This is a genomic window from Ensifer sp. MJa1 (genome assembly GCF_037026475.1).
Lineage (GTDB): Bacteria > Pseudomonadota > Alphaproteobacteria > Rhizobiales > Rhizobiaceae > Ensifer.
The window spans coordinates 90,883-117,099 of the sequence record NZ_JAKUMO010000021.1 but is presented as its reverse complement, the minus strand read 5'-3'; the positions used below and the strand labels follow the sequence as shown (position 1 = coordinate 117,099).

The 26,217-nt window shown below is 62.5% G+C and carries 27 protein-coding genes; 20 read left to right on the top strand and 7 right to left on the bottom strand.

Annotated elements, in window-relative coordinates; translation table 11 throughout:
• From MKZ91_RS24590 to deoA, 10 genes are all read left to right on the top strand, one after another.
• The coding region (locus MKZ91_RS24590; protein ID WP_336173646.1) for a hypothetical protein at window positions 1-242 on the top strand (242 nt) is incomplete at its 5' end.
• A 41-nt stretch (window positions 243-283) separates the two neighbouring features.
• Window positions 284-997 (top strand): lysoplasmalogenase, encoded by a 714-nt coding sequence (locus MKZ91_RS24585; protein ID WP_442892342.1) that lies wholly within the window; start codon window positions 284-286, stop codon window positions 995-997.
• On the top strand, window positions 981-2,399 hold the full coding sequence (locus MKZ91_RS24580; RefSeq protein WP_336173645.1) for a coniferyl aldehyde dehydrogenase: 1,419 nt from the start codon (window positions 981-983) through the stop codon (window positions 2,397-2,399). The genes MKZ91_RS24585 and MKZ91_RS24580 overlap by 17 nt, the downstream gene beginning before the upstream one ends.
• A gap of 91 nt (window positions 2,400-2,490) precedes the next feature.
• On the top strand, window positions 2,491-4,800 hold the full coding sequence (locus tag MKZ91_RS24575) for a heavy metal translocating P-type ATPase (protein WP_336173644.1): 2,310 nt from the start codon (window positions 2,491-2,493) through the stop codon (window positions 4,798-4,800).
• 312 nt (window positions 4,801-5,112) lie between these two features.
• Window positions 5,113-6,648 (top strand): ABC transporter ATP-binding protein, encoded by a 1,536-nt coding sequence (locus MKZ91_RS24570; protein ID WP_336173643.1) that lies wholly within the window; start codon window positions 5,113-5,115, stop codon window positions 6,646-6,648.
• Window positions 6,645-7,778 (top strand): ABC transporter permease, encoded by a 1,134-nt coding sequence (locus MKZ91_RS24565; RefSeq protein ID WP_336173642.1) that lies wholly within the window; start codon window positions 6,645-6,647, stop codon window positions 7,776-7,778. Before MKZ91_RS24570 ends, MKZ91_RS24565 begins: the two co-directional genes overlap by 4 nt.
• 4 nt (window positions 7,779-7,782) lie before the next feature.
• Entirely contained in the window at window positions 7,783-8,754 is a 972-nt protein-coding gene (locus MKZ91_RS24560; protein ID WP_336173641.1) for an ABC transporter permease, read from the top strand.
• Window positions 8,755-8,758: 4 nt separating this feature from the next.
• Complete coding sequence (locus tag MKZ91_RS24555; protein WP_336173640.1) at window positions 8,759-9,151, top strand: cytidine deaminase; 393 nt, start codon at window positions 8,759-8,761, stop codon at window positions 9,149-9,151.
• Window positions 9,148-9,957 (top strand): purine-nucleoside phosphorylase, encoded by an 810-nt coding sequence (locus MKZ91_RS24550; protein WP_336173639.1) that lies wholly within the window; start codon window positions 9,148-9,150, stop codon window positions 9,955-9,957. The genes MKZ91_RS24555 and MKZ91_RS24550 overlap by 4 nt, the downstream gene beginning before the upstream one ends.
• The gene (gene deoA / locus MKZ91_RS24545; protein WP_336173638.1) at window positions 9,954-11,270 is read left to right on the top strand and encodes a thymidine phosphorylase; all 1,317 of its coding nucleotides are present in this window, start codon (window positions 9,954-9,956) and stop codon (window positions 11,268-11,270) included. Before MKZ91_RS24550 ends, deoA begins: the two co-directional genes overlap by 4 nt.
• On the opposite strand, the gene MKZ91_RS24540 is transcribed toward deoA, so the two are convergent.
• The 7 genes from MKZ91_RS24540 to MKZ91_RS24510 all read right to left on the bottom strand — a co-directional run bounded on the left by MKZ91_RS24540 (window position 11,263) and on the right by MKZ91_RS24510 (window position 16,797).
• Window positions 11,263-11,793 carry a retropepsin-like aspartic protease family protein gene (locus MKZ91_RS24540; protein WP_336173637.1) on the bottom strand — a complete coding sequence of 177 codons (531 nt, stop codon included), beginning with the start codon at window positions 11,791-11,793 and terminating at the stop codon, window positions 11,263-11,265. The two genes, deoA and MKZ91_RS24540, sit on opposite strands and share 8 nt — an antisense overlap.
• A gap of 170 nt (window positions 11,794-11,963) precedes the next feature.
• Entirely contained in the window at window positions 11,964-12,593 is a 630-nt protein-coding gene (gene upp, locus MKZ91_RS24535) for a uracil phosphoribosyltransferase (RefSeq protein ID WP_336173636.1), read from the bottom strand.
• 123 nt (window positions 12,594-12,716) lie between these two features.
• A complete protein-coding gene (locus tag MKZ91_RS24530) occupies window positions 12,717-13,685 on the bottom strand; it encodes an adenosine deaminase (RefSeq protein WP_336173635.1) in 969 nt (322 codons plus the stop codon).
• Window positions 13,682-14,902, bottom strand: coding sequence for a phosphopentomutase (locus tag MKZ91_RS24525; RefSeq protein WP_336173634.1), 1,221 nt, complete (start codon window positions 14,900-14,902; stop codon window positions 13,682-13,684). The genes MKZ91_RS24530 and MKZ91_RS24525 overlap by 4 nt, the downstream gene beginning before the upstream one ends.
• 142 nt (window positions 14,903-15,044) lie before the next feature.
• Window positions 15,045-15,620, bottom strand: coding sequence for a TadE/TadG family type IV pilus assembly protein (locus MKZ91_RS24520; protein ID WP_336173633.1), 576 nt, complete (start codon window positions 15,618-15,620; stop codon window positions 15,045-15,047).
• Between the two features lie 23 nt (window positions 15,621-15,643).
• Window positions 15,644-16,267, bottom strand: a complete 624-nt coding sequence (locus tag MKZ91_RS24515; protein WP_336173632.1) for a TadE/TadG family type IV pilus assembly protein — start codon at window positions 16,265-16,267, stop codon at window positions 15,644-15,646.
• A 116-nt stretch (window positions 16,268-16,383) separates the two neighbouring features.
• A complete protein-coding gene (locus MKZ91_RS24510; protein ID WP_336173631.1) occupies window positions 16,384-16,797 on the bottom strand; it encodes a pilus assembly protein N-terminal domain-containing protein in 414 nt (137 codons plus the stop codon).
• 253 nt (window positions 16,798-17,050) lie between these two features.
• Between MKZ91_RS24510 and MKZ91_RS24505 the strand changes: the two genes are divergently transcribed.
• The 10 genes from MKZ91_RS24505 (at window position 17,051) to MKZ91_RS24460 (ending at window position 26,159) form a co-directional block, all read left to right on the top strand.
• A complete protein-coding gene (locus MKZ91_RS24505; RefSeq protein WP_336173630.1) occupies window positions 17,051-17,236 on the top strand; it encodes a Flp family type IVb pilin in 186 nt (61 codons plus the stop codon).
• Window positions 17,237-17,265: 29 nt separating this feature from the next.
• Window positions 17,266-17,451 (top strand): Flp family type IVb pilin, encoded by a 186-nt coding sequence (locus MKZ91_RS24500; RefSeq protein WP_336173629.1) that lies wholly within the window; start codon window positions 17,266-17,268, stop codon window positions 17,449-17,451.
• Between the two features lie 118 nt (window positions 17,452-17,569).
• Window positions 17,570-18,082 carry an A24 family peptidase gene (locus MKZ91_RS24495; RefSeq protein WP_336173628.1) on the top strand — a complete coding sequence of 171 codons (513 nt, stop codon included), beginning with the start codon at window positions 17,570-17,572 and terminating at the stop codon, window positions 18,080-18,082.
• Window positions 18,083-18,208: 126 nt separating this feature from the next.
• Entirely contained in the window at window positions 18,209-19,021 is an 813-nt protein-coding gene (gene cpaB / locus MKZ91_RS24490; protein ID WP_336173627.1) for a Flp pilus assembly protein CpaB, read from the top strand.
• Window positions 19,022-19,131: 110 nt separating this feature from the next.
• Window positions 19,132-20,589, top strand: a complete 1,458-nt coding sequence (locus tag MKZ91_RS24485) for a type II and III secretion system protein family protein (RefSeq protein WP_336173626.1) — start codon at window positions 19,132-19,134, stop codon at window positions 20,587-20,589.
• Window positions 20,590-20,645: 56 nt separating this feature from the next.
• Entirely contained in the window at window positions 20,646-21,341 is a 696-nt protein-coding gene (locus MKZ91_RS24480; RefSeq protein ID WP_336173625.1) for a CpaD family pilus assembly protein, read from the top strand.
• An 18-nt stretch (window positions 21,342-21,359) separates the two neighbouring features.
• Entirely contained in the window at window positions 21,360-22,649 is a 1,290-nt protein-coding gene (locus MKZ91_RS24475; protein WP_336173624.1) for an AAA family ATPase, read from the top strand.
• Between the two features lie 29 nt (window positions 22,650-22,678).
• Window positions 22,679-24,148 (top strand): CpaF family protein, encoded by a 1,470-nt coding sequence (locus MKZ91_RS24470; protein WP_336173623.1) that lies wholly within the window; start codon window positions 22,679-22,681, stop codon window positions 24,146-24,148.
• Between the two features lie 8 nt (window positions 24,149-24,156).
• Entirely contained in the window at window positions 24,157-25,167 is a 1,011-nt protein-coding gene (locus tag MKZ91_RS24465) for a type II secretion system F family protein (RefSeq protein ID WP_336173622.1), read from the top strand.
• Window positions 25,168-25,175: 8 nt separating this feature from the next.
• A complete protein-coding gene (locus MKZ91_RS24460) occupies window positions 25,176-26,159 on the top strand; it encodes a type II secretion system F family protein (RefSeq protein WP_336173621.1) in 984 nt (327 codons plus the stop codon).
• Window positions 26,160-26,217 lie beyond the last annotated feature (58 nt).

Sequence of the window (26,217 nt, the reverse complement as noted above, 5' to 3'; positions counted from 1 at the left end):
GGTTCAAATCCTGCCCCCGCAACCAAATCAAAAAAGCCCGCTTGGAGAAATCCGGCGGGCTTTTGACGTCTATGGGGATCAACGAAAAGGCCGGACCACTAGCTCTGGAGCCGCCACTCCCCGGCAAGACCAATGCGAACGCAGCCCTGCCGGCGGCGTTGCAATCGCCCGGAAGGGCCATCGCCGAGGCCGGGGACGCGCCACGCCTGGACAAGCTCACGAAAATAGAAACTATCCCATGACAAAACAGAGCCCTATTAGGCTTGAAGGGGGGATCTATCGCATGAGTTATCCGGAGACCTTGAGGAGCGAGCGGAACAGCGCGGTCTACATGGCCTTTTTCGTCTGCGCCGTCCTGGCAATCCTTGGCAGCCTGTTTGCCAACGGCGATGTTTCTGGCTGGCGCTGGCTGCACTATCTGACCAAGCCGACGGCCACCCTGTTGCTCCTCGTCGCCGTCTTTAAAAACATCTCCGCTTCGCCGCGAACTTACGGCAATGCAGTTGCAATCGGCCTCGTCTTTGCCGCCGCGGGTGATGCCTTTCTCATGCTGCCGGGGGACTATTTCCTCGCCGGGCTCATCTGTTTCCTGCTCACCCATTGCGCCTACATCTTTGCGCTCACCCGTGACGCCAGGTTTGCCGCCCACCCCGGGGTGTTCGGCCTTTTTGCCCTGGTTGCCTTCGCCGTTGTCGGTGGCCTGTGGACCGCGCTGCCGCCGGAGATGCGCATCCCTGTCATCATCTATGCCGTGGCGCTCGGCGCCATGGCCGCCCAGGCCATTTCCCGCCGGCGGCAGCTCAAGGGAACATCGCAGCAAGAAACGGCCCGGCTTGCGGCCTATGGTGGGCTGTTGTTCATGATCAGTGACAGCCTGCTCGCCTACGGCCGTTTCCGGTGGCAGATTCCCTACACTCCACTCTGGGTGCTCGGCACCTATTACGCCGCCCAGTACCTCTTTGCCCGCTCGACCGAAACCCATGACAACAAACGATAATTCACCCGCTCAGCTTCGCCAGACCTTCGATCGCCTGCGCGATGCATGGCAACAACAGCGCCCGTCCTATCAGCAGCGGCGGGATGATCTCAAGCGGCTGAGGGACCGCTTGCGCGCAAGCAAGGATGAGATGTGCAAGGCGATCGACGCGGATTTCGGCCGCCGCGCACGCCATGAGACGCTGCTCGGCGAGGCTGGGGTCGTGCTCACGGAAATCGACCACACACTGGCAAAACTGAAAGCTTGGACGGGCCCGGAGCGGCGCAGTGCCGGCTGGAAGCTATGGCCGGCCAAGGCGGAGATCCGCTTCGTGCCGCTCGGCCTCGTCGGCATCATTTCGCCATGGAACTATCCGGTCAATCTGGCCCTCGTGCCGCTCGTCGCAGCCATCGCCGCCGGCAATCACGTCTACCTGAAACCGTCCGAACATACGCCGCGGAGCGCTGAATTTCTGAAGTCGCTGCTTGCCGATGTCTTCCCCGAAACACGGGTCGCGGTCGCGCTCGGTGGGCCCGAGCTTTCCGCCGGCTTTGCCGCCCTGCCGTTCGATCACCTGTTTTTCACCGGCTCCACGGCGGTCGGGCGCAAGGTGATGGCGGCGGCGGCGGAAAATCTGACGCCGGTGACGCTGGAGCTCGGCGGAAAATCCCCGGCGATCATCGGTGAAACCGCTGACCTCGCAAAGGCCGCCGCGCGTGTCGCCACCGGCAAGTTCTTCAATGCCGGCCAGACCTGCATCGCGCCGGACTATGTGCTTGTTCACGAGAGCAGGCGCGATGCCTTTGTCGAACTTCTACGACAACAGATAGCGAGTCGTTATCCGGCGAAGAGAGGCCTGGAGGATTACACATCGATCATCAATACCGCGCAGCATGAGCGCCTGCAGCGTTTGCTGCGGGATGCCGAGGCGCGCGGCCATCGCGTCGTCCCGCTCCTCGATGGCCTGCCGGATGCATCCCAACGCCCGCGCCTTCTTTCACCGACGCTGGTCATCGAACCGGACCGGGACAGTGCGGTGATGGGCGAGGAGATTTTCGGTCCCATCCTGCCGATCGTCAGCTATCGTTCGATCGACGAGGCGGTCCAGTATGTGCGCGACAAGGACCGCCCGCTGGCGCTTTACTGCTTCAGCCGCAGCGAACCGGAAATCGAAGCCGTGCTCTCACGCATTGTTGCCGGCGGCGTCTGCGTCAATGACACGCTCTACCAGTTCGGTTGCAGTGACTTGCCCTTCGGCGGCGTCGGTGCGAGCGGCATGGGCCATTATCACGGGCGAGAGGGCTTTCTGACATTCTCGAAGGCGATGTCGGTCTTGCGGAAGTTCGATCCGGCGCCAAGTGACCTGATCAGGCCGCCCTACAAGGGGCTGCCGGACTGGGTGATCCGCTTCCTGGCGCGATAGAGCAAAAAACCGACATTCTCCTTACAATTTCGTCTTGCAGCTCTAGTGACTAGAGGTCGTAGCCTGCTCCAAACAATGTAAGGAACTGGTTATGGCGAATACTATTCGGGAAGCCCGTTATCGCGTCGAAGGCATGGATTGCGCGTCCTGCGCGACCAAGATCGATACGGCGGTGCGCAGGCTTTCTGGCGTCGAGGATGTCTCGGTCTCCGTGTCGGCGGGCACGATGCTGGTAAAATTTGCCGACGAGAACGACCTTTCGACGTCGATCGTCAGCAAGGTCGGAAAACTCGGTTATCGCCTGCATCCGATTGCCGCCGGTCATGGACACGAAAGGACGGCGCCGGCGCACGTATGCTCCGCTCACGACCATGATCACGGCGATCACGGTCATCACCATGGCCGCGATCATAACCATGGTCGCGACCATCACCATGAACATCACGGTCACCCGGCGGGCAGTGCCAGGCCGAAGGGCGAGGCTGAGAAGGCTGCGGCCATCGGTCTTCACGGCCATGACCATGGACCGACGAGCGGCCCCTGGTGGAAATCGGGCAAGGGCAAGCTGACGATCGCCAGCGGTCTGGCGCTGGTCGCCGCCTATGGGGTCGGCAATATGATCCCGGCGACCGAGCCCTGGATCTTCACGCTGGCCATGCTGGTCGGCCTGCTGCCGATCGCGCGCCGTGCGCTTGTCGCGGCCACCATGGGCACGCCGTTTTCGATTGAGATGCTGATGACGATTGCCGCCGTTGGCGCGGTCTTCATTGGCGCGACAGAAGAGGCGGCGATGGTCGTTCTGCTCTTTCTCGTCGGCGAATTGCTGGAAGGGGTGGCGGCCGGCAAGGCGCGTGCCAGTATCCAATCGCTGACGGCGCTGGTTCCCAAATCCGCTTTTGTCGAGCGGGACGGCCGGCTCGATGAAGTGCCCGCCGAGACGCTCAGCGTCGGGGCGATCATTCTCGTGCGCCCGGGCGACCGCATTCCGGCCGATGGCCTGGTCCTTTCTGGTGAAAGTGCTGTCGACGAGGCGCCCGTAACGGGCGAAAGCATGCCGGTTCGCAAGGAGACCAATGACACGGTCGTTGCCGGAACCGTCAACGGTTCGGGCGCTCTGCGCGTGCAGGTGACGGCCGCTGCTGCCGACAACACCATCGCCCGCATCGTTCGTCTGGTGGAGGAAGCGCAGGAGAGCAAGGCACCGACCGAGCGCTTCATTGACCGCTTCTCGCGCTATTACACCCCTGCCGTTGTGGTGTTGGCGGCGCTGGTTGCGGTGCTGCCGCCGCTGCTGGCGGGCGCCGCCTGGGATGAATGGATCTACAAGGGCCTCGCTATCCTCCTGATCGGCTGCCCCTGCGCGCTCGTCATCTCGACGCCGGCTGCCATCGCCGCAGCCCTGTCGGCCGGCGCACGGCGCGGCCTGCTCTTGAAGGGGGGCGCCGTGCTCGAGAATGTCGGCCGCGTCACGGCCGCTGCCTTCGACAAGACCGGCACGCTGACGGAAGGCAGGCCGCAGGTGACCGACATCGTCGCCTTCCACGGGACGGAGGCCGACGTGCTTCGACTGGCGGCCGCCCTCGAGCAGGGGTCCAGCCACCCGCTGGCGCGCGCCATCCTGGAGCGCAGTGCGGCCGACAGGCTCTCCATCCCCGGGATTGCGACGGTGAACGCCGTTGGCGGCAAGGGGCTGGAGGGGGCTGTCGATGGCGTTGCCCTGTTCTTCGGTTCGCCGAAGGCCGCAGGTGAACGCGTGCCGATGACCGACGACCAGAAGGCGCGTGTCTCAACCCTCAACGACGAAGGCAAGACGGTTTCGGTGCTGGTGGCCGGCGGTACCGTTGCCGGCGCCATCGCCATGCGCGACGAGCCGCGGCCTGACGCCGCCACTGGGGTGAAGGCGCTGAAGGATGCCGGCATTCACGTGGTGATGCTGACCGGCGACAACCGCCGCACCGCCGACGCCATCGGCCGCCAGTTCGGCATGGAGGTGCACGCCGAACTCCTGCCCGAGGACAAGCAGCGGATCGTCCGGGAACTGAAGGCCAAGGGTTTCAGCGTCGCCAAGATCGGCGACGGGATCAACGATGCACCGGCGCTTGCCGCGGCCGATATCGGCATCGCCATGGGCGGCGGGACCGACGTCGCGCTCGAAACCGCCGATGGGGCCGTTCTGCATGGGCGCGTCGGCGACGTCGCCGCGATGATCCGGCTTTCCCGCGCGACCATGCGCAACATCTTCCAGAACATCGCCATTGCGCTCGGCCTCAAGGCTGTGTTCCTGGTGACCACGATCATCGGCGTGACCGGTCTATGGCCGGCCATTCTTGCCGATACCGGGGCGACCGTGCTGGTCACTATCAACGCGCTGCGGTTGCTGCGGCCTGTCAAGGCCGGCTGAGCGGGCCCTTCACACGAAAAGCCGGCGGCACGGCGTGCCGCCGGCTTTTTGCGTTCATATGCGAGCAGCGACGGGCGAGAGTGCGAAAATGCTGGGATTTTTCGCGATTTTTCTGCCCAGTTTGGCCCCAAGCGCCTGTGTATATTCACGCTGGACTCTCATCAGCGATCCGGTGAGAGTATAAGGAGATCTCGATTGAGGGCTTCCGCCCCGCAAAATCGATGATAAACTTATACCAAATGGTAAAAAATCGCCGGCACGGTTTCTGGGAAGAATGCCGAAGCGGGCCAGTTTGGGGATCGCAAGGCCAATATGGACAATATTGCCATCGAGCTGCGTGGGATCGACAAGAGCTTCGGTCCGGTCCACGCCAACAAGAACATTAATCTAAAGGTCCGCAAGGGGACGATTCACGGCATCATCGGCGAAAACGGTGCAGGAAAATCGACCCTGATGTCGATCCTCTACGGCTTCTACCAGGCCGATAGCGGTGAGATCCTCGTCGACGGCAAGCCGGTTGCCATCCGCGATCCGAATGCAGCGATCGCCGCCGGCATCGGCATGGTCCACCAGCACTTCATGCTGGTCGAGAACTTCACCGTTCTTGAGAACATCATGCTCGGCGCCGAGGACAGCCAGATCCTCAACAAGGGCATTGCCAAGGCGCGTGTCGAGCTGAAGCGGCTGGAGCGCGAATATGCGCTGGAGGTCGATCCGGACGCGATCATCGAAGAGCTTCCGGTCGGTTTGCAGCAGCGCGTCGAGATCCTCAAGGCGCTTTATCGCCGCGCCGATATCCTCATCCTCGACGAGCCGACCGGCGTTCTGACGCCGGCCGAGGCGGACCATCTGTTCCGCGTTCTCGAACAGCTGAAAAGCCAGGGCAAGACCGTCATTCTGATCACCCATAAGCTGCGCGAGATCATGGCGATCACCGACGAGGTCTCGGTCATGCGCCGCGGCGAAATGGTGGCAACGCGCGCGACGGCGGAAACCTCGGTGGAAGAACTTGCCGAGCTGATGGTTGGTCGCCGCGTGCTCCTGCGCGTCGAAAAGGGCGAAGCCAAGCCCGGCGACGTCAAGCTTGCGGTCGAGGGGCTGACCGTCAAGGACGGCCGTGGCGTCACCATGGTCGACAATGTCTCGTTCAACCTGCGCGCCGGCGAGATCGTCGGCATCGCCGGGGTGGCCGGCAACGGCCAGTCGGAGCTGCTCGAGGCGATTTCCGGCATCCGCCGCGCCGTCTCCGGTTCCGTGACGCTCAACGGCAAGCCGATCGATGTGAGTGGCCGCGCCGATCCGCGTGACCTGCGCGACCGCGGTCTCGCCCATGTGCCGGAAGACCGCCATCATGTCGGCCTCGTCCTGAAGTTCGAGGAGTGCGAGAATGCGATCCTCGGTTACCACCACGACAAGCGCTATTTGAATGGTGCCTTCCTGAACATCGATGCGATCCGCAAGGATGCCGAACAGCGCATCGCCGAATACGACATCCGTCCGCCGAACGCCCGGCTGAAAACCGCCAACTTCTCCGGCGGCAACCAGCAGAAGATCGTGCTCGCACGCGAGATGGAACGCGGTCCTGACGTGCTGATCATCGGCCAGCCAACCCGCGGCGTCGATGTCGGCGCCATCGAATTCATCCACAAACGGATCATCGAGATGCGCGACCAGGGCAAGGCAGTGCTCTTGGTTTCCGTCGAACTCGATGAAATCCGCGCCCTTTCGGACCGTATTCTCGTCATGTTTGCCGGCCGCGTCGTCGGCGAACGGGCACCGGACGCGACTGAGGGCGAGCTCGGCCTTTTGATGGCCGGCGTCGAAGGCCGCAAGGAGGCCGCAGAATGAGCAATCCCTATGCAAAGCTCCCGGGTTGGGTCGAATATGGCCTTATCCCGCTGGTCAACCTCGCCGTTGCGTTTTTCGTGGCCGGTCTCGTCGTTCTGCTTGTCGGTGAAAATCCACTTGAGGCAGCCTACCACCTGATCAACGGTGCTTTCGGCCGCGGCGAGTATCTCGGCTTCACACTCTACTATGCGACGACCTTCATCTTCACCGGTCTTGCGGTAGCAGTTGCCTTCCATGCCGGGCTTTTCAACATCGGCGGCGAGGGCCAGGCCTATGTCGGCGGCATCGGCGTGGCGCTCGCCTGCCTGTGGCTCGACCAGACGATGCCATGGTTCATCGTTTTCCCGCTCGCGATCCTGGGCTCCGCCTTCTTCGGCGCGGCCTGGGCCTTTCTGCCCGGCTGGCTGCAGGCTAGGCGCGGCAGCCATATCGTCATCACGACGATCATGTTCAACTTCATCGCCTCGAGCCTGATGGTCTATCTCTTGACCCGCGTATTGAAGCCGCTCGGCTCCATGTCGCCGCAGACGCGAACCTTCGCCGAAGGCGGGCAATTGCCCAAACTCGACTGGCTGCTTGCGATCTTCGGGCTGGATATCGGCACGGCGCCGTTCAATGTGTCGTTCCTGCTCGCCCTCGTTGCGGCCTTCGGCGTCTGGCTGCTGATCTGGCGCACCAAGCTCGGTTACGAGATGCGCACCATGGGCCATAGCCCTTCGGCGGCGCGCTATGCCGGCATCAGCGAAAGCCGCATTACCGTGATCACCATGATGATCTCCGGCGCCCTTGCCGGCATGATGGCGCTGAACCCGATCATGGGTGAGCAGGGCCGCATGCAGCTCGATTTCGTGCAAGGCGCCGGGTTCGTCGGTATCGCCGTTGCGCTGATGGGGCGTTCCCATCCGGCCGGCATCATTCCCGCCGCCGTCCTCTTCGGCATGCTCTACCAGGGAGGCGCTGAAATCTCCTTCGAAATGCCGTCGATCTCCCGCGACATGATCGTGATCATCCAGGGTCTGGTCATTCTGTTTGCCGGCGCGTTGGAGAACATGTTCCGGCCGGCAATTGGCCGGCTGTTTTCTGCGTGGGGTCGCCGCGCGGCCGTCGTTGCTCAGACCAAGGGAGCTTGAAGCCATGGATTTCTTCCACGTCCTCGTGGTGCTCCTTGAGTCCACCATTCGCGTTTCCGTTCCGCTGATCTTCGCAGCCCTGGCCGGTCTCTTCACCGAGCGCGCCGGTATCTTCGATATCGGTCTTGAAGGCAAAATGCTCGGCGCGGCCTTTGCCGCGGGTGCCGTTGCTGCGGTCACCCAATCGGTGGGGATGGGCTTGCTGGCTGCCATTCTGATCTCGGTGGCGCTGTCGCTGGTGCATGGTTATGCGTCGATCACCCAGCGCGGCAACCAGATCGTTTCCGGCGTCGCCATCAATTTCATCGTTGCCGGCTCGACGGTCATTCTCGGCGAGGCCTGGTTCCGTCAGGGCGGACGCACGCCGGCACTCGGTGAAGGTTCGCGTTTCCAGACGATCACCTTCCCTTTTGCTGACAGCATCCGCGAGATCCCGATCCTCGGCCCGATCTATTCGGATTTGCTTTCCGGTCATTTCCTTCTGACCTATGTCGCCTTCGCCATGGTGCCCTTGAGCTGGTGGATCCTTTATCGCACCCGCTTCGGCCTCAGGTTGCGCGCCGTCGGTGAAAATCCGGGCGCCGTCGACACCGCCGGCATCTCGGTGATCTGGATGCGTTATCGTGCTGTCATCTGCTGTGGCATTCTCTGCGGCTTTGCCGGCGCCTATCTTTCGCTGGCGATGACCGCGGGCTTCGTCAAGGGCATGACCGCCGGCAAGGGTTACATCGCGCTGGCGGCGCTGATCTTCGCCAAGTGGCGGCCGCTCAACATCATGCTCGCCTGCCTGCTCTTCGGCTTCCTTGATGCGCTGGCGATCCGTCTCCAGGGAAATCCGTTGCCGCTGATCGGCCAGGTGCCGGTGCAGTTGATGCAGGCCCTTCCCTACATTCTGACCGTTATCCTGCTCGCCGGTTTCATCGGCAAGGCAATCCCGCCGAAGGCCGGCGGCGTCCCCTATGTCAAGGAGCGCTAGAACCATGGAAGAAGAACTGTTCGAGGCCGCGCGCGACGCGATGGCCAAGGCTCATGCGCCCTATTCGAAGTTTCCGGTCGGCGCGGCGATCCGCGCCGAGGATGGCAAGATCTATACCGGCGCCAACATCGAGAACCTGTCGTTCCCGGAAGGCTGGTGCGCCGAGACGACGGCGATCAGCCATATGGTCATGGCCGGCCAGCGCAAGATCATGGAAGTGGCCGTCATCGCCGAGAAGCTGGCGCTTTGCCCGCCCTGTGGTGGCTGCCGGCAGCGGCTTGCGGAGTTTTCCGGCGCCAGCACCCGCATCTTCCTGTGTGACGAGACCGGCGTGAAGAAGACCCTGGCGCTGTCGGATCTCCTGCCGCACAGCTTCGAGACCGAGATTCTCGGATGACCGCCGCCGCTGAGATGTTGAAGGCAAGGCTTGCGGGCCTTTCGCCGCGCCATGGCATCGTGCTCGGTTCGGGGCTTGGTTCGCTGGTCGAGGCCATGGATGAGACCCTGCGCCTCTCCTATGCAGAGATCCCGGGCTTCCCGGTCAGCAGCGTCTCCGGCCACGCCGGGGAACTGGTGGCAGGAACGCTTGGCGGAGTGCCGGTCGTCATGCTGTCCGGCCGGGTCCACTACTACGAGCAGGGCGATGCCAATGCGATGCGCGTGCCGCTGGAGACCCTGAAGCACCTCGGCGTCGAGTGCCTGGTATTGACCAATTCCGCCGGGTCGCTGCGCGAAGACCTGCCGCCGGGTTCGGTGATGCGGATTTCCGACCACATCAACTACTCCGGCTTCAACCCGCTGATCGGCGTCGAGAGTGACGACCGCTTCGTCGGCATGACCAGCGCCTATGATGCGGAACTGGCGAGCAAGATGCAGGAGAGTGCCGCGCGTCTCGGCATCCCGCTTCTCGACGGTGTCTACATGTGGTTCTCCGGCCCGAGCTTCGAAACGCCGGCGGAAATCCGCATGGCGCGCATCCTTGGCGCCGACGCGGTCGGCATGTCGACCGTGCCGGAGGTCATCCTTGCCCGGTTCTTTGGCCTTAGGGTTGCGGCCGCATCGGTGATTACCAATTTTGGCGCCGGCATGACCGGCGGCGAGCTTAGCCATCATGAGACCAAGGACATGGCGCCGGTTGGTGGCAAGCGGCTCGCGGCGATCCTGAAGGAGATGATCGCGGCTGAAGCGGTGTCCGGCCAGTGACCAGGCTCCCGCAGGAAACGATCAGGCGCAAGCGCAATGGCGAGCGCCTGGACCCCGCAGAAATCGCAGACTTCGTCCGCGGTCTTTCGGATGGCGCGATCTCCGAAGGGCAGGTTGCGGCCTTCGCCATGGCCATCTGGTTCTCCGGCATGAGTCGCGAAGAGACGGTGGCGCTGACCTTGGCAATGCGTGACTCTGGCGAAACACTCGACTGGAGCTCGATCGGCCGCCCTATCGCCGACAAGCATTCGACCGGCGGCGTCGGCGACAATGTCTCGCTGATGCTGGCCCCGATCGCTGCGGCCTGCGGCCTGGCAGTGCCGATGATCTCCGGCCGCGGTCTCGGCCATACCGGTGGCACGCTCGATAAGCTGGAATCGATACCCGGCTACAATATCCAACCGTCTGCCGAACTGTTTCGCAGAACGGTCGATGAGATCGGCTGTGCCATCATCGGCCAGACCGCCAATCTCGCCCCGGCCGACAAGCGGCTCTATGCCATCCGCGATGTGACCGCGACGGTTGATTCCGTGCCGCTGATCACGGCATCGATCCTGTCGAAAAAACTCGCCGCCGGCCTCCAGTCGCTGGTACTCGACGTCAAGCTCGGCAACGGTTCCTTCATGAGCGATGCGAAGGAAGCGGAGATACTGGCGCGCTCGCTGGTCGACGTCGCCAATGGCGCCGGTGTTCGCACCTCAGCGCTTCTGACCGACATGAACGAGCCGCTGGCCGATGCCGCCGGCAACGCGCTCGAGATCGACAATTGCCTGGCTTTCCTCAGGGGCGAGAAGTACGGAACGCGGCTGGAGACTGTCGTCCTGGCCTTTGCCGCCGAAATGCTTGTGGCTGGCGGTGTCGCCGCCACGCCGGCGGAGGGAGAAGCGCATGCGCTCCGGGCGCTATCAAGCGGCGTAGCGCTGGAGCACTTCGGAAAAATGGTGCATGCGCTCGGCGGTCCAGCGGATTTCGTCGAGCGCTCGGTGAGCTATCTGGGGCGGGCACCGGTCATTCTACCGGTCGAAGCCAGCAACTCCGGCTATCTCGCGGCGTGCGAGACCCGTGAACTGGGCGTGGCCGTCATAGCGCTCGGCGGTGGCCGGTCGCACCCGGACGACAGGATCGATCATCGGGTTGGTTTCGATGCGCTGAAGCCGCTTGGGACACGGATCGAGAAGGGCGACCTGATCGCCTTCGTCCATGCTGCGGATCGTGACACGGCCGAGGCTGCGTGCAAGCGCCTGCACGAACTCTATACGATCGATGATGTCGAGCCGGAAAGACGCTCGCCGGTCCTGGCGAAGATCACCTGACGAGGTGCAGGGCGCCGTCTTCGACCCGGTAGGACGACAGCCGGCTCAAGAACGTCATGCCGATGAGCGTGCCCGACAGCGCCTTGTCCGGCAGCACCAGGGCCTGGACGTCGCGCACCGATATGCCGCCGATCTCTATACGGTTCAGCACGGCCGGGGCGGCTTCGACGACGCCGTTGGCGGTGTTGACGCGTGCCGTGAAGGACAACGAACCTGGCGAAATGCCGAGACGGCGTGCGGTCGACAGGCTGATGGCGATCGTGCTGGCGCCGGTATCGATCATACCGCGCTCGGTGCGACCGTTGATGCGGAAGGTTCCGACGAAATGGCCCCTCGCATCCGGATCGAGCACGACGCTTTTGCCCATCGCATATTTCGCAGTCGTCGTTGGCTGCACAGCCGTTCCTTCGACAGCCGGCTTGCTTTCCGGCTGTTTGAGGAGGGTGGTGGCGAGGTTTGGCACCAGCAGCGCAGCAACCGCGGCCACACCGGCCAATGCCATGAGACGGACAAGCACGGACATCACCTTTCGACGGCAACTCAAAGCGTGGCAGGGAATGGCGCGTGTCGAAGAAGGGACGGCGCCCTGCCATATGACCAGTAGAGCAGGCGACACCTAAGACGGCATGAAAAAAAGCCGCCGGTAACGGCGGCTTTCTTGTCGATTTGCGATCCTGGTTAAGGATCAGGAAATCACTTGGTGCCGTACATACGGTCGCCGGCATCGCCGAGCCCCGGCATGATGTAACCGTGCTCGTTCAGATGGCTGTCGATCGACGCCGTGAAGATCGGCACATCCGGATGCGCGCTCTGGAAGTTGCGGATACCCTCGGGCGCTGCGAGCAGGCAGAGGAAGCGGATGTTCTTGGCGCCGCGCTCCTTCAGCTTGTCGATCGCTGCGATTGACGAATTGCCGGTGGCGAGCATCGGGTCGACAACGATGATCAGGCGCTCGGACAGGCTTTCCGGAGCCTTGAAATAGTACTCTACCGCTTCCAGCGTCTCGTGATCACGATAGACGCCGATATGCGAAACGCGGGCGGACGGCACCAACTCGAGCATGCCTTCGAGCAGCCCGTTGCCGGCACGCAGGATCGACGCGAACACAAGCTTCTTGCCCTCGAGAATCGGCGAGTCGATCTCCTGCAGCGGCGTTTCGATGCGTTCCATCGTCAACTCGAGATCCCGTGTGACCTCGTAGCAGAGCAGCGTCGAAATCTCGCGAAGGAGCCGACGAAAACCAGCGGTCGAGGTCTCCTTCTTGCGCATGATGGTCAGCTTGTGTTGCACAAGCGGATGATCGATCACTGTAACGCCGTTCATGGCTCACCTTCCCGGATTTTATGCATCCGTCCTTTTTCCATGGAATGCGTCGTCGCCGCAAGGGTATTGGCCGGTCGGAGAACGTCATCCCCAGCCGACCAATCGAATTTGGCGTAGAGGATCCTAGATCCGCGCAAGCAGGTTCTGGCGGGTCGTCTCGTCGACGAAGGCAGCCTCGATCGCCGTGCGGGTCATGCGGTTGATCTCCGTGTCGGTAAAGCCCATGACCGCAGAGGCGATGTCGTATTCCTGCGCCAGCGAGGTGTGGAAGAACGGCGGGTCGTCGGAGTTGAGCGTAACCCGCACGCCGGCCTCATCAAGGGCTCTCAGCGGATGCGAGGCAAAGTCCGGGAAGACCTGCAGCGAGATGTTGGAGCCCGGGCAGACTTCGAGCACCACGCCCGCGTCGGCGAGACGCCGCACCAGGTCCATGTCCTCGATCGCTCGAACACCATGGCTGATGCGCGACGGGCGCACATGGTCGAGTGCATCGCGCACGCTGAAGGCACCGGAGAGCTCGCCTGCATGGATCGTCAATCCCAGGCCGGCATCGCGCACAATGTCGAAGGCGCGAGCAAAATCCGCGACCTTGTGCATGCGTTCCTCGCCGGCGAGGTTGAAGCCGGTGACGAGCGTGTGCTCGCGCTTGGCCGCGAACTCAGCGGTCTTGATGACGGAATCCGGGCCGAGGTGGCGAATGCCGGTGATCAGCATGCGCGATTCGATCCCCATCTTCTGCCTGGCGGCTTCCATGCCGGCCGCAAGCCCATCGAGATAGGCGTCGGCGCCAAGGCCGATCGTGTTGCCGTGGTCGGGCGAAACGATGATCTCGCTGTAGATCGTGCCGGCTTCGGCAAGCTCGGTCAGGTAAGCTTCCGCAAGCAGCGCATAATCTTCCTCTGTGCGAAACAGCGAGGCGATGGCGTCATAACATTTGACGAAGCTGGTGAAGTCTTCCCAGACATAGGCCTTGTCGCGAATGATTGCGCTGGTGTCGATGCCGTATTTCTCGGCCTGCGCCAAAGCCAGCTCCGGCGGCGTGGCGCCTTCGATATGGCAATGCAGCTCCGCCTTCTTCAGGTGTGCGGTCAAATGAGGCTTCTCCCATGGTGACCCGGCGCGATGCCAAGGTGTTTGGCGACGGTTTCGCCGATATGCGCAAAGGTGTTGGCGACGCCGATCGAGCGGCTGCGCAGAGACGGGCCGAACATCAACACCGGCACCCGCTCGCGGGTATGGTCGGTGCCGCGCCAGGTCGGGTCGCAGCCGTGGTCGGCCGTCAGGATGACGATGTCGGTCGGTTGCAGGCGGCGGTCGAGATCCGGCAGGCGCGCGTCGAAGGCTTCAAGCGCCGCCGCATAACCGGCGACGTCGCGGCGGTGGCCGTAGAGCATGTCGAAATCGACGAAGTTGGTGAAGACCAGGCTGCCATCCTCGGCCTCGTCGATTGCTGCGAGGCTTGCATCGAAGAGCGCCATGTTGCCATCGGCCTTCGTCAGCTTGGTCACGCCCTGATGAGCGAAGATGTCGCCGATCTTGCCGATGGCGTGGACTGTGCGGCCCGCCTCCGACAGCCGGTCAAGCACCGTCGGCTCCGGCGGCAGCACCGAGTAGTCGCGGCGGTTTCCGGTGCGCTTGAAGCTCTGCGGACTGGTGCCGACGAAGGGGCGGGCGATGACCCGGCCGATATTGTAGTCGTCGAGCAGGCGGCGGACGGTCTGGCAGAGCCCGAGCAGCCGCTCGAGCCCGAAGATCTGTTCGTGCGCTGCGATCTGGAAGACGGAATCGGAAGACGTGTAGCAGATCGGCTTGCCGCTTCGCACATGCTCCTCGCCGTAGCGGGCGATGATGTCTGTGCCCGACGCGTGGCAGTTGCCCAGGATGCCGGGAAGATCACCCTCGCGGCAGATGGCTTCGACGAGCTCGGGCGGAAAGGCGTCGCCTTCGGAGGAGAAATAACCCCAGTCGAACATGACCGGCGTTCCGGCAATTTCCCAGTGGCCCGATGGCGTATCCTTGCCGCGCGACACCTCGCTGGCGGCACCAAAGGCGCCATAGACGCGATTGGGTACCGGCATGCCCTTGGGAATGGTGCCCGTCGCAAGCTTTGCCGCATGAATGAGGCCGAGCGCAGACATGTTCGGCAGGCTGAGCGGACCCTCGCGCAAGCCCGCGCGGTCGGCAGCACCCGCGGCGCAGAACTCGGCAATATGGCCAAGCGTGTTTGCACCGACATCACCGAAGGCTTCGGCATCCGGCGCTCCGCCGATGCCGAAGGAATCGAGAACGAAAAGAAATGCACGCGCCATGACGCACCCTGAAAGCGGAAGCGCGATCGCACCGCGCCCCGGAGCTCCTGAACAAGCGCGAAGATGGATCCAAGGCTCCGCGCGGTCTGGCAGGGATAGCGCTGCTCGGTCCGCAATGCAATTGCGTCGCGCTGATCGGCGGTCAGCAGTCAGGGCATTTTATCGGTTGCGTGGAGCGCGAATGAAAATAGGCGGTCTTGGAGAGGTTGATGGTCTTGGCGGAGGCCTGAAGGCTCGGAGCATAGAGCAGGAGCTCGTGCGGAACGGTCAGCTCGGTCCGCACGACGAAGGATTCCTCCACCGCGAACTGGCCGGGGATGGTGACTTTGGTGTTGACCGGGTAGGGAATGCCGCCGTTCTGATCGCGCGACCACAGGACGGTGCCCTCACTGGTGTTGCTCACCTTGATGCCGGTGATCTTCAGCGTGTAGCCGGAGTTGTCGTAGGGCGCCAGGATGCTCTTTGCGACATTCGCGATATTGACGAGGAAGGTCTTGTTGACCTCTGTTTGCTGCGCCACCACGTCGGCGACGGCACTCGCCGCGCGGGTTGTCTTGGTGGCGACCGTGAAGCCGACCGAGAGCTCGAACGCCCCGAGATAGGCCATGACCAGGAGGGGCGCGACAATCGCGAACTCGACAGCGCCAACCCCGCGCCGGTCGCGCCTGAGCGCATGAAGGATGCCGGCAGCCGCCTTGAGGCGCAGGATCTTTTGCATCGCAAACTCCTTCACGGTGAACCTCACTCGCTCTCGTTTCGGAAGGTGGCTGTCGCCACCATGAGGTAATCCCTCGGCATGCTTGCGCCGGCAGGCCGCAAGTTGGTCACGAACGGCCTGACGAGGTCGGTGATGACGCTCCAGCGGTAGTAGGCGCGCAGGACATTGAACGAACCGGGGCCGCCGGGGGCGAAGTTGAAGCCGCTCGTGTCGATATCGGTAGAGTCGGCCTTGCGAGGGATGGCCACCGGAAACTTGGTGAGGTCCGTGACCGCCCGGACGTCCAGGTAGAACTGGGAAGGCTGGGCCGCTTCGGTGGCCGAGCATTTCATGAGCACGGAGATCTCGTCGCAGAAGGCCTGGCGGAATTGTGTTTGCGACATGTCGGTCGGTTTTCCGCGACCGAACGTGATCTGCCCGGTGCGCACCTTGCGCGCCATCGTCTCGGTTGCGTTCGCCAGCAACTGGTCGCCGTAGAAGGCAGCAAAGGTCTCGAGCGAGGCGAATATCACCAGGAAAAAGGGCAAGGCGAGGATGGCAAACTCGATGCTTGTCGTTCCCTTGCGGTCGCGAGCGAAGCGTCGCAGAATGCCTTTTCGCCTGATTTCTTCCCCGCGCGGACGCTTGACTATCTGCTCGATGCTCATTGTGCCGTCCCATCATGTTACGCCAGACGGCCGGCAGATTATGGGGCAACCATTGATATTTCGTTCCCGCAGATCATGTACATTTTAACGAATCGCGGGTTCTGGACCCATAAAATTTAGTTGGTGCTACCTGCGGTTTTGCGTTCGACGTGACGTTCACAATTTGGGGTACAGGAGAGCACGGTGCGGGACGTCTGCTTGTAGACGCGCACGGTGTTGCCTTCATCGATCGACACCAGAATCCGCTCGTCGACGATCGCGTTTCCGTCCTGATCGAGGATGACCAGATTGGTCGTGCCGAAGTTGCGGCCGGTGATGACGATCGTGCGGGCGTCGGCAACCGTGGCATCCGCCACTTCGGCGTTGCCGATGATGACCTTGCTGACCGGGCGGTCGAGTTTGAGCACGCGCGCGTGATCCATATACACGCGCATTGTGTCGTTTTCAGCCGCGATCGCGACCGCCGGGGCGAGCGCGGCGATCGCAAAGGCAAACATGGCGGCTCGGCCCGTCGCAAATGGCAAGGTCATGGCAGGTTCCTGGAGTGGTGCTTGCGCCATACTCCCCTGTCTTGGTGAATGAACCGTTAAGCCCCGAGATGGCTCGGATTCCGGCCAATTCATTTTCTGTTCGTTTACCCAAAAAACAGCGATGCTTCGTTAACCTTCAGGTAACCGCCTTCCTTAAGTCGATGGCAATGCGCCAGGACTAGTTTGAGGCCATCCGATCAACGGCAACAGTTGGCGGAAGTGCTGAACAACAACGTGAAGTAGGAGAATCATCATGAAGAAGATTTTTGCCCGTCTGATGAAGGACGAGTCCGGCGCCACTGCCATCGAATACGGCCTCATTGCCGCTCTGATTTCCGTCGCCCTGATCGCCGGCGCAACCACGCTCGGCAGCACGCTCGATGCCACGTTCGATGGCCTCGGCACCAAGCTGTCGACGAGCACCGCAGGCAAGCTCTAAGCGAGCTGCTCCAAACGGAGGGGGATCCGATGAAGACGATTTTCTGCCGCTTGCTGCGTGACGAGTCCGGCGCGACGGCCATCGAATACGGCCTGATCGCAGCACTCATCTCCGTAGCGCTGATTGCCGGTGCAAGCACGCTCGGCAGCGCGCTTGACACCACGTTCGACGGCGTCGGCTCGAAGATTTCGACGAGCACTGCCGGTAAACTGTGACGACTAAGGTCTCGCAAGGGATCGACGATGGAGCCGCTGCAAAGGCGGCTCCATTGCTATCTGCAGACCTTTCTGCAGGTTGAAGATTGCATACCGTCATTTCGGGAAGGCAGGGACCATGATTGAGGCGGCCATTTTCGTGATCTTTCCCTTTTGTCTGGGGTTCGCGGCGTTTTCGGACCTGCTGACCATGACGATCCCGAATCGCGCTTCTGTCATCCTTGTCGGTGCCTTTTTCGTGGTGGCGCTGCTGGCCGGGCTCAACTTCAGCGAAATCGGTCTGCATGTGCTCGCGGCCATGGCGGTATTTGCCGCGTGCTTCGCCCTGTTTGCCGCCAATGTGATGGGCGGCGGTGATGCGAAGTTGTTGACCGCAAGTGCGATCTGGTTTGGCTTTACGCCGTCTCTGGCCGCTTTCCTTCTCTATGTCTCCATTTTTGGCGGCGCGCTGACGCTCATCGTGCTGGCGTTGCGACGGCAGGAAAATGCGATCCTCGCCAGCGGAATTCCGGTTCCACAGCTGCTGCTGACTGCGAAGAAGATCCCTTATGGCATCGCCATCGCGCTCGGCGGCCTGGTTGCCTATCCATCGTCGCCGCTGATGGAAGCGGCCTTTGCGCGGCTCTCCTAGCCGCAAACTCGCCGGAAGGATGCCGTCACCCTTTCTTGGCTGTCTCCATAAGTAATCTGTTAACCATAATTACACCAATTCCTGATCAATCTGGCCCTAACAAATCTTTGGGGCTCGGAATCGATCATGAAACCCGTTCGCATCATCATCCTGGCGGTGGCCGTGCTTTCGGCTGCGGCGGCCGGTCTACTGGCGATGAAGCTGACGCGCGCCCCGGCCATGCAATCGGCCGAGCCGCTGATCGAGCGTGCGCCGACCATCAACGTACTGGTCGCCAGCAAAAGCCTGCCGGTCGGGTCACGATTGGGCGGTGATTCCATCCACTGGATGGCCTGGCCGAAGGACGGCGTCGTCGACGGCCTGATTACCGATGAAAGCCAGCCGACCGCGATCGATGATCTGAGCGGAGCGGTCGTCCGCCTGCCGATCTTCAACGGAGAGCCGGTTCGGCACGAAAAAGTCGCCGATTCTTCAAGCCGAATCATGTCCTCTCTGCTGCCGGCCGGAAAGCGGGCGGTGGCGACGGAGATCACGGTTGCCACCGGCGCCGGCGGTTTCATCCTGCCAAATGACCGCGTCGACGTGATCATGGTGCGCAAGGGCGACGGCGAACTCTACCTGACCGAAACGGTGCTCAGCAACGTTCGCGTGCTCGCCATCGACCAGCAGGTCGAGGAGAAGGACGACGGGACGAAATCGGTCGTCGGCACCACCGCGACGCTGGAGCTCACACCCGACCAATCGAAGGTCATGACGGTCGCGCAGCAGATGGCCGAACGCATCTCATTGGCACTGCGAAGCGTGGCCGACGCACAGGAATCCGACACGGACGCCGCCGACTATCTGTTGAGCGGCGACGGCCAGCCAAGCATCCAGGTCATCAAGTCCGGCTCGATCGTCAAGAGCGATGGCGCCGCTGTTGGCCAGGCGCAGCAGTAACAGACACGAGCAGTAACCAGGTAAGAACGGGGCACAAGGTGAAACGGAGCGGAAACAAATTTAGGGCGTCTGTCGCAGCCGGCCTATCATTCTGCCTGGCGTTTTCCGGCATGTATCTGCCGATGCCGGCGGAAGCGCTGGCGGCGGCGTCCTCCGTTGTACGGATCGTCGAAAGCGGACCTGGCGTGAAGAAGAAGGTCAGTCTCGGTCTGAACAAGGCCGTGGTCGTCGACCTGCCGTCAGATGCGCACGACATTCTGGTTGCGGATCCGTCGCTCGCCGACGCCGTGACCCGCACGTCACGGCGGGTCTATCTCTTTGGCAAAGCCGTTGGCCAGACCAACATCTTCGTCTTCGGTCCCAACGGTGAGGAGATCGTCAGTCTCGATATCGAGGTCGAGCGCGATGTCGCCAACCTCCAGGCCAACCTGCGCCGATTCATTCCGGAAGCCGATATCAATGTCGAGATCGTTTCGGACAACATCGTACTGACGGGAACCGTGCGCACGCCGCTCGATTCCACCCGTGCCGTCGATCTCGCCAAGGCCTTCCTCCAGGGCGGCGAGGCGACCACGCGCAACATCACCGCCCAGGGCAACAACGGCGACGCGGATATCTTCGCCGAAGACCGTCAGGTCTCGCAGATCGTCAACCTTCTGACGATTGAAGGCGAGGATCAGGTCACGCTGAAGGTGACCGTCGCCGAGGTCAGCAGGCAGGTGTTGAAGCAACTCGGGTTCAACGGGCGCATCGCTGACGGCCAGAGTGGCCTGGCCTTCCGCAACCCGGCGAACCTTGGCAATGCGATCGGCGTCGGTGCCAACGCGCTCATCAGTGGCACGGTCGGTTCGACCCTGTTGGAGAGCTACGTGAACGCGATGGAACAGGCCGGCGTCATGCGCACGCTTGCCGAACCCAGCCTCACGGCCATTTCCGGCCAGGAGGCTAAGTTCTACGTCGGCGGGGAGTTCCGGCTGGCCGGTACGCAAGAGGTGATGGAAGAAAACGGCGAGACCACCGTCGAACGAGAAGTCAACGATGTCGAGTACGGCATTCGGTTGAACTTCAAGCCCGTCGTACTCGGTGCCGGCCGCATCAGCCTCGCGGTCGAGACGGAAGTCTCGGAGCCGACCTACGAGGGTTCGGTTGTAACGGGCAACAGCTTCACAAACATTCCCGGCAACACCTTCCTTGGCATCCGCCGGCGAGAGGCGTCGACCAGCGTCGAGCTCCCTTCGGGCGGCTCGATCGTGATCGCCGGTCTTGTACAGGATAACATTCGCCAGGCGATGTCGGGTGTGCCGGGCGCGGCAAAGATCCCGATCCTCGGAACGCTGTTCCGCAGCAAGGATTTCCAGCGCAACGAGACCGAATTGGTCATCATTGCCACGCCTTACCTGGTCCGCCCTGTCGCCAGAAGCGCGATCTCTCGGCCTGACGACAATTTCAATCCGGCCAACGATCTCGACAGCTACTTTCTTGGCCGCGTGAACCGCATCTACGGGCGGCCGGAGGCGGCGGCTCCGGCAGGGCGCTACCACGGTAATGTCGGCTTCATTTACAAATAGGTCGGGTCATGACGCGTCGAACCGGTTTCCACGAGAATTCTGAAAGGCGGAATGCCATGTCCCTGAGCCCATCCAGCGTCTCCATCCGGCGCATGAGCCACGCGGCCATGCTCGCCGTCGTCGGCCTGTTCCTCGCCAGTTGCGGCACCAGGGACAATCTGGCCACCGGCTCGATCCCGGACGACTATCGCACCCGCCATCCGATCGTTTTGGCCGAAGGCGAGCGCGCCATCGATATCCCGATCGCTTCAGGCGACCGCCGCCTGACTCAGGGCACGCGCGACGTCATCGCCGGCTTTGCGGCCGACTATCGCAATTCCGCAAGCGGCGTGGTGCAGATCATGATGCCGCGCGGAGCGGCCAACAGCAGTGCCGCCCAGGCCGTGCGTAGGGAAATCCGCAGCGTTCTGGTTTCCGTCGGCGTTCCGGCCAAGCGCCTGCTGGAGACGAGCTACGATGCCGGACCCTATGGAGACGCCGCGCCGATCCGGCTGAGCTACGTGGCGATCACCGCCCAGACCGCGCCTTGCGGCACCTGGCCGGAGGATCTGAACCTCAACACGATGGAAAACAAGAACTACTACAACTTCGGCTGCGCCTCGCAATCGAACCTGGCGGCCCAGATCGCGAACCCGACCGACCTGCTCGGTCCGCGCCAGATGTCGCCGATTGATGCGGTGCAGCGTGGCCAGGTGATCACGGATTGGCGCGGAACCGAGAAGAGCGACGGCCCGGTCGTCATCTTCAACTGATACCGGTGGGATGAAGAGATGAACACGATCAACTACAGGATCGAGACCGGAGGCGAGGGGGACGATCCCGCCTTCGATACGGTGCGCACCGGCGATCTGGAACAGGTACGGCCGCTGCCGCGGATCTCGATCCATGCGTTTTGCGAGAGCAACGCTATGCTCAAGCTCATGGAGCGCTGCGGGCAGGACCGGCGCATGGCGAAAGTCAGCCTTCGCATCAACAGCGGCGGCATCGACGCTGCCGCCAACATGTTTGCGACCGTCTCCACGCCCAACCTGATCATTCTCGAGACGTCGACCGAACCGCGCTCGCTGCTGGCGGAGCTCGCGCCGTTGGCGGAGGTCTGCGATCCGAGCACGAAGGTCATCCTCGTCGGCAAGCACAACGACATCGGGCTCTACCGTGAGCTCATCCGCAACGGCATCTCGGAATACATGGTCGCACCGGTATCCATGCCTGACGTGCTGACGGCCGTTTCGGCGATCTTCGTCGACCCGGAGGCCGAGCCGCTCGGCCGCAGCATCGCCTTCATCGGCGCCAAGGGCGGCTGCGGTTCGTCGGTGATCGCGCACAATTGCGCCTGGGGCATTTCCAGCCTTTTCTCGACCGAGACCATCCTGGCCGATCTCGACTTGCCCTACGGCACCGCCAATATCGATTTTGACCAGGATCCGCCGCAGGGCATTGCCGAAGCCGTCTTTGCGCCTGAGCGCCTGGACGAGGTCTTCCTCGACCGCCTGCTCACCAAGTGCTCCGAACACCTGTCGCTGCTGGCGGCACCCTCCATGCTCGACCGGGCCTATGATTTCGAGAGCGGTGCGTTTCATCCGATCCTCGAGATCCTGCAGCGCAGCGCTCCCGTCTCGGTGCTGGACATTCCGCATCTGTGGACCGACTGGACCCGCGCCGTGCTTGGTGAGGCGGACGAAGTCGTCATCACCGCAGTTCCGGATCTTGCGAGCCTGCGCAATACCAAGAACCTTCTCGACGCGCTGAAAAAGCTGCGACCGAACGACAAGCCGCCCCATCTGGTGCTCAACCAGGTCGGCATGCCCAAGCGTCCGGAAATCGCCACGAACGAATTCTGCGAATCCCTGGAAGTCGAGGCTGCCGCCATCATTCCCTTCGACGCCGTGTTGTTCGGCAATGCGTCGAACAGTGGCCGGATGATTGCCGAGATCGACAAGAAGGCGCCCGCGGCCGAAACGTTCTCGCAGCTCGCCCATCTTTTGACCGGCCGGGTGACGATGAAAAAGCCCCGGCGTGGGGGACTTGGCAAGGTGCTTGCCGCCCTCAAGAGAAAATAGCCAATACCTAGGAAAGTCGGATCAAGCAGATGTTTGGCAAACGCGGAAATGAAGGCTTCGGCAAGGGAGGAACCTCGGGTTCCGCCGCACCTCCGCCTATTCCTGCCGCGCAACCGGTGGTGCCCGAACGGGTGGCCGTGCCGGTTCTCGCCGATGCGCCCGTCGCTGCGCCAAGAGTGCAGCCAGCCGCCGCAGCGCCGGCCAAGCGCCGCGCCGTGCGAACGGAAGACTACTACGACACCAAGTCGCAGGTCTTTTCCGCGCTGATCGATACGATCGACCTGTCACAGCTTGCCAAGCTCGACACGGAAAGTGCGCGCGAAGAAATTCGTGACATCGTCAACGACATCATCACGATCAAGAACTTTGCGATGTCGATCTCCGAGCAGGAGGAACTGCTCGACGACATCTGCAACGACGTGCTGGGTTACGGCCCGCTCGAGCCGCTGCTTGCTCGTGACGATATCGCCGACATCATGGTCAACGGTGCCGGCCAGACCTTCATCGAAGTCGGCGGCAAGGTGCAGGAATCGGAAATCCGGTTTCGCGACAATGCGCAGCTCTTGTCGATCTGCCAGCGCATCGTCGGCCAGGTCGGTCGCCGCGTGGACGAATCGAGTCCGATCTGCGACGCCCGCTTGCCTGATGGTTCGCGCGTCAACGTCATTGCTCCGCCGCTGGCGATCGACGGTACGGCGCTGACCATCCGCAAGTTCAAGAAGGACAAGCTGACGCTGGAGCAGCTCGTCCGCTTCGGCTCGATAACGCCGGAAGGCGCCGTTCTCTTGCAGATCATTGGCCGCGTCCGCTGCAACATCGTCATTTCGGGCGGTACCGGTTCGGGCAAGACGACGCTGCTCAACTGCCTGACACGCTACATCGACACCGACGAACGGGTCATCACCTGCGAGGACACGGCCGAACTGCAGCTGCAACAGCCGCATGTGGTGCGCCTGGAAACACGCCCGCCGAACATCGAAGGCGAAGGCGAGATCACCATGCGTGACCTCATCAAGAACTGCCTGCGCATGCGCCCCGAACGCATCATCGTCGGCGAAGTGCGCGGCCCTGAGGTCTTCGACCTGTTGCAGGCGATGAACACGGGCCACGACGGATCGATGGGCACGATCCACGCCAATACGCCGCGCGAATGCCTGAGCCGCATGGAATCGATGATCGCTCTTGGCGGCTATACGCTGCCGGCCAAGACCGTGCGCGAGATCATCTCCGGATCGGTGGATGTGATCATCCAGGCGTCGCGCCTGCGCGACGGCTCCCGCCGGATCACCCACATCACCGAGGTGGTGGGCATGGAAGGCGACGTCATCATCACCCAGGACCTGCTGCGCTACGAAATCGAGGGCGAGGACGCCGGTGGGAAGATCATCGGGCGCCACGTTTCGACCGGCATCGGCCGCCCGCATTTCTGGGACCGCGCCCGCTACTTCAACGAGGACAAGCGCCTGGCAACCACGCTCGACGCGATGGAAAAGAACTAGGAGCCGCGATGTTCGGAATAGACATCACCGTCCTGGCATTGGCCGCCCTCGTTGCCATTTCGGCGGCAGCACTTGCCTATGGCTTGCTGTTCTCGCGCATCGAAACCGAAAAGAAGGCAGAAGGCCGCGTGCGCAAGATCGGCGCGGCGGAAACCGACCGCGCCAAGATCAAGGCAGCGCGAGACCGCATGAGCGAATTGTCGAAGCGGCGCAAGTCCGTTCAGGATTCGCTGAAGGAACTCGAAAAGAAGCAACAGGAACGCTCGGCCAAGTCATCCCCCTCGATGAAGGTGCGCCTGACCCAGGCGGATCTCTCGATCTCCCTGGGACGTTTCTATCTGTTCAGCGCAATTTTCGGCGTCTTTGCCTTTTTCGTCGCGATCACGATGGGTGCGGGGCTGCCAGTCGGCGCCGGCATTGCCTTGATCGCCGTTCTCGGTCTGCCGCGCTGGTTTGTCGGCTTCCTGGTCAAGCGCCGCTGCAAGAAGTTCCTCGAGGAGTTTCCGAACGCGCTCGAAGTCATGATCCGCTCGATCAAGTCGGGTCTTCCCCTCAATGACGCCCTCCGCCTCATCGCCGCTGACGGACAGGAGCCGGTGAAGACCGAGTTTCGCCGCGTGGTGGAATCACAGCAGGTGGGGTTGAGTGTCAGCGAAGCCTGCGCCCGCATGGTCAACACCGTTCCCATGCCCGAGGTGAATTTCTTCGCGATCGTCATTGCCATTCAGGCGCAGGCGGGCGGCAATCTTTCCGAAGCCCTCAGCAACCTGTCGCGAGTCCTGCGCGAGCGCAAGAAGATGAGGGCGAAGGTCAGCGCGATGTCGATGGAGGCGAAGGCATCGGCTTGCATCATTGGCGCCCTGCCGTTCATCGTCACCCTGCTCGTCTACCTGACGTCGCCCGACTACATCATGGTCCTGTTCACCGATCCGCGTGGTCACCTGATTCTCGGCGGTGGTCTCTTCTGGATGAGCGTCGGCATCATGGTGATGCGCAACATGATCAACTTCGATATCTGAGGGCGCCGATGGACAAGGACCTGATCGCGACACTGACCGATCCGAACGTCGTCATCGCCGTCCTGGTTTCGCTGGCCGTGCTTGCGACGTTCTACTCGCTCGTCGTGCCGTTCTTCGAGCGCGGCGACCTTGGAAAGCGCATGAAGTCGGTCGCGAGCGAGCGCGAGCAGATCCGGGCACGGGAACGCGCGCGGCTTGTGGAAGCCCAGAGCGGCCGGGCGAATTTGCGCGGACAGAACAATGCCTCCATTCGCCAGATCGTCGAACGTCTCAACCTGCGCACGGCACTGGTGGACGACAACACGGTGAACCGGTTGAAGATGGCCGGCTACCGTTCGCAGAACGCCCTCAACACCTTTCTGTTCGCGCGCTTCTGCCTGCCTTTCCTGTTTCTGATCGTCGCCATAGCCTACATTTTCGTGCTCGGCAACTTTGCCGACAAACCCCTTATGGTGCGGCTGTTTTTTGCCATCGGCTTCGCCTATCTGGGCTTCTATTCACCGAACATCGTCGTGGCAAACGCCGTCTCCAAACGTCAGACATCGTTGCGTCGCGCCTGGCCGGACGCGCTGGATCTTCTTTTGATCTGCGTTGAATCGGGTGTTTCGATGGAACAGGCGATGCGGCGCGTGGCCGACGAAATCGCGGCTCAGTCGCAGCCATTGGCGGAAGAACTGGTATTGACCACCGCGGAACTTTCATTCCTGCCGGATCGTCGCGTTGCGCTCGACAATCTCGGTCAGCGCACCGGGCTTGATGAGGTAAAGTCGGTGGTCCAGGCGCTGATCCAGGCCGACCGCTACGGTACGCCGATCGCCCAGGCCCTGCGCGTCCTTGCGCAGGAAAGCCGCGATGCGCGCATGACGGCGGCCGAGAAGAAAGCCGCGGCGCTGCCACCGAAGCTGACGGTGCCGATGATCCTGTTCTTCCTGCCCGTGCTGGTCGCCGTCATCCTCGGGCCTGCCGGCATCCAGGTCGCCGACAAGTTCTGACGACCTGGCGTTCTGACCCGCGCACCATTGTGTGGCGGCTTTCGCGTCGCGCACGTCC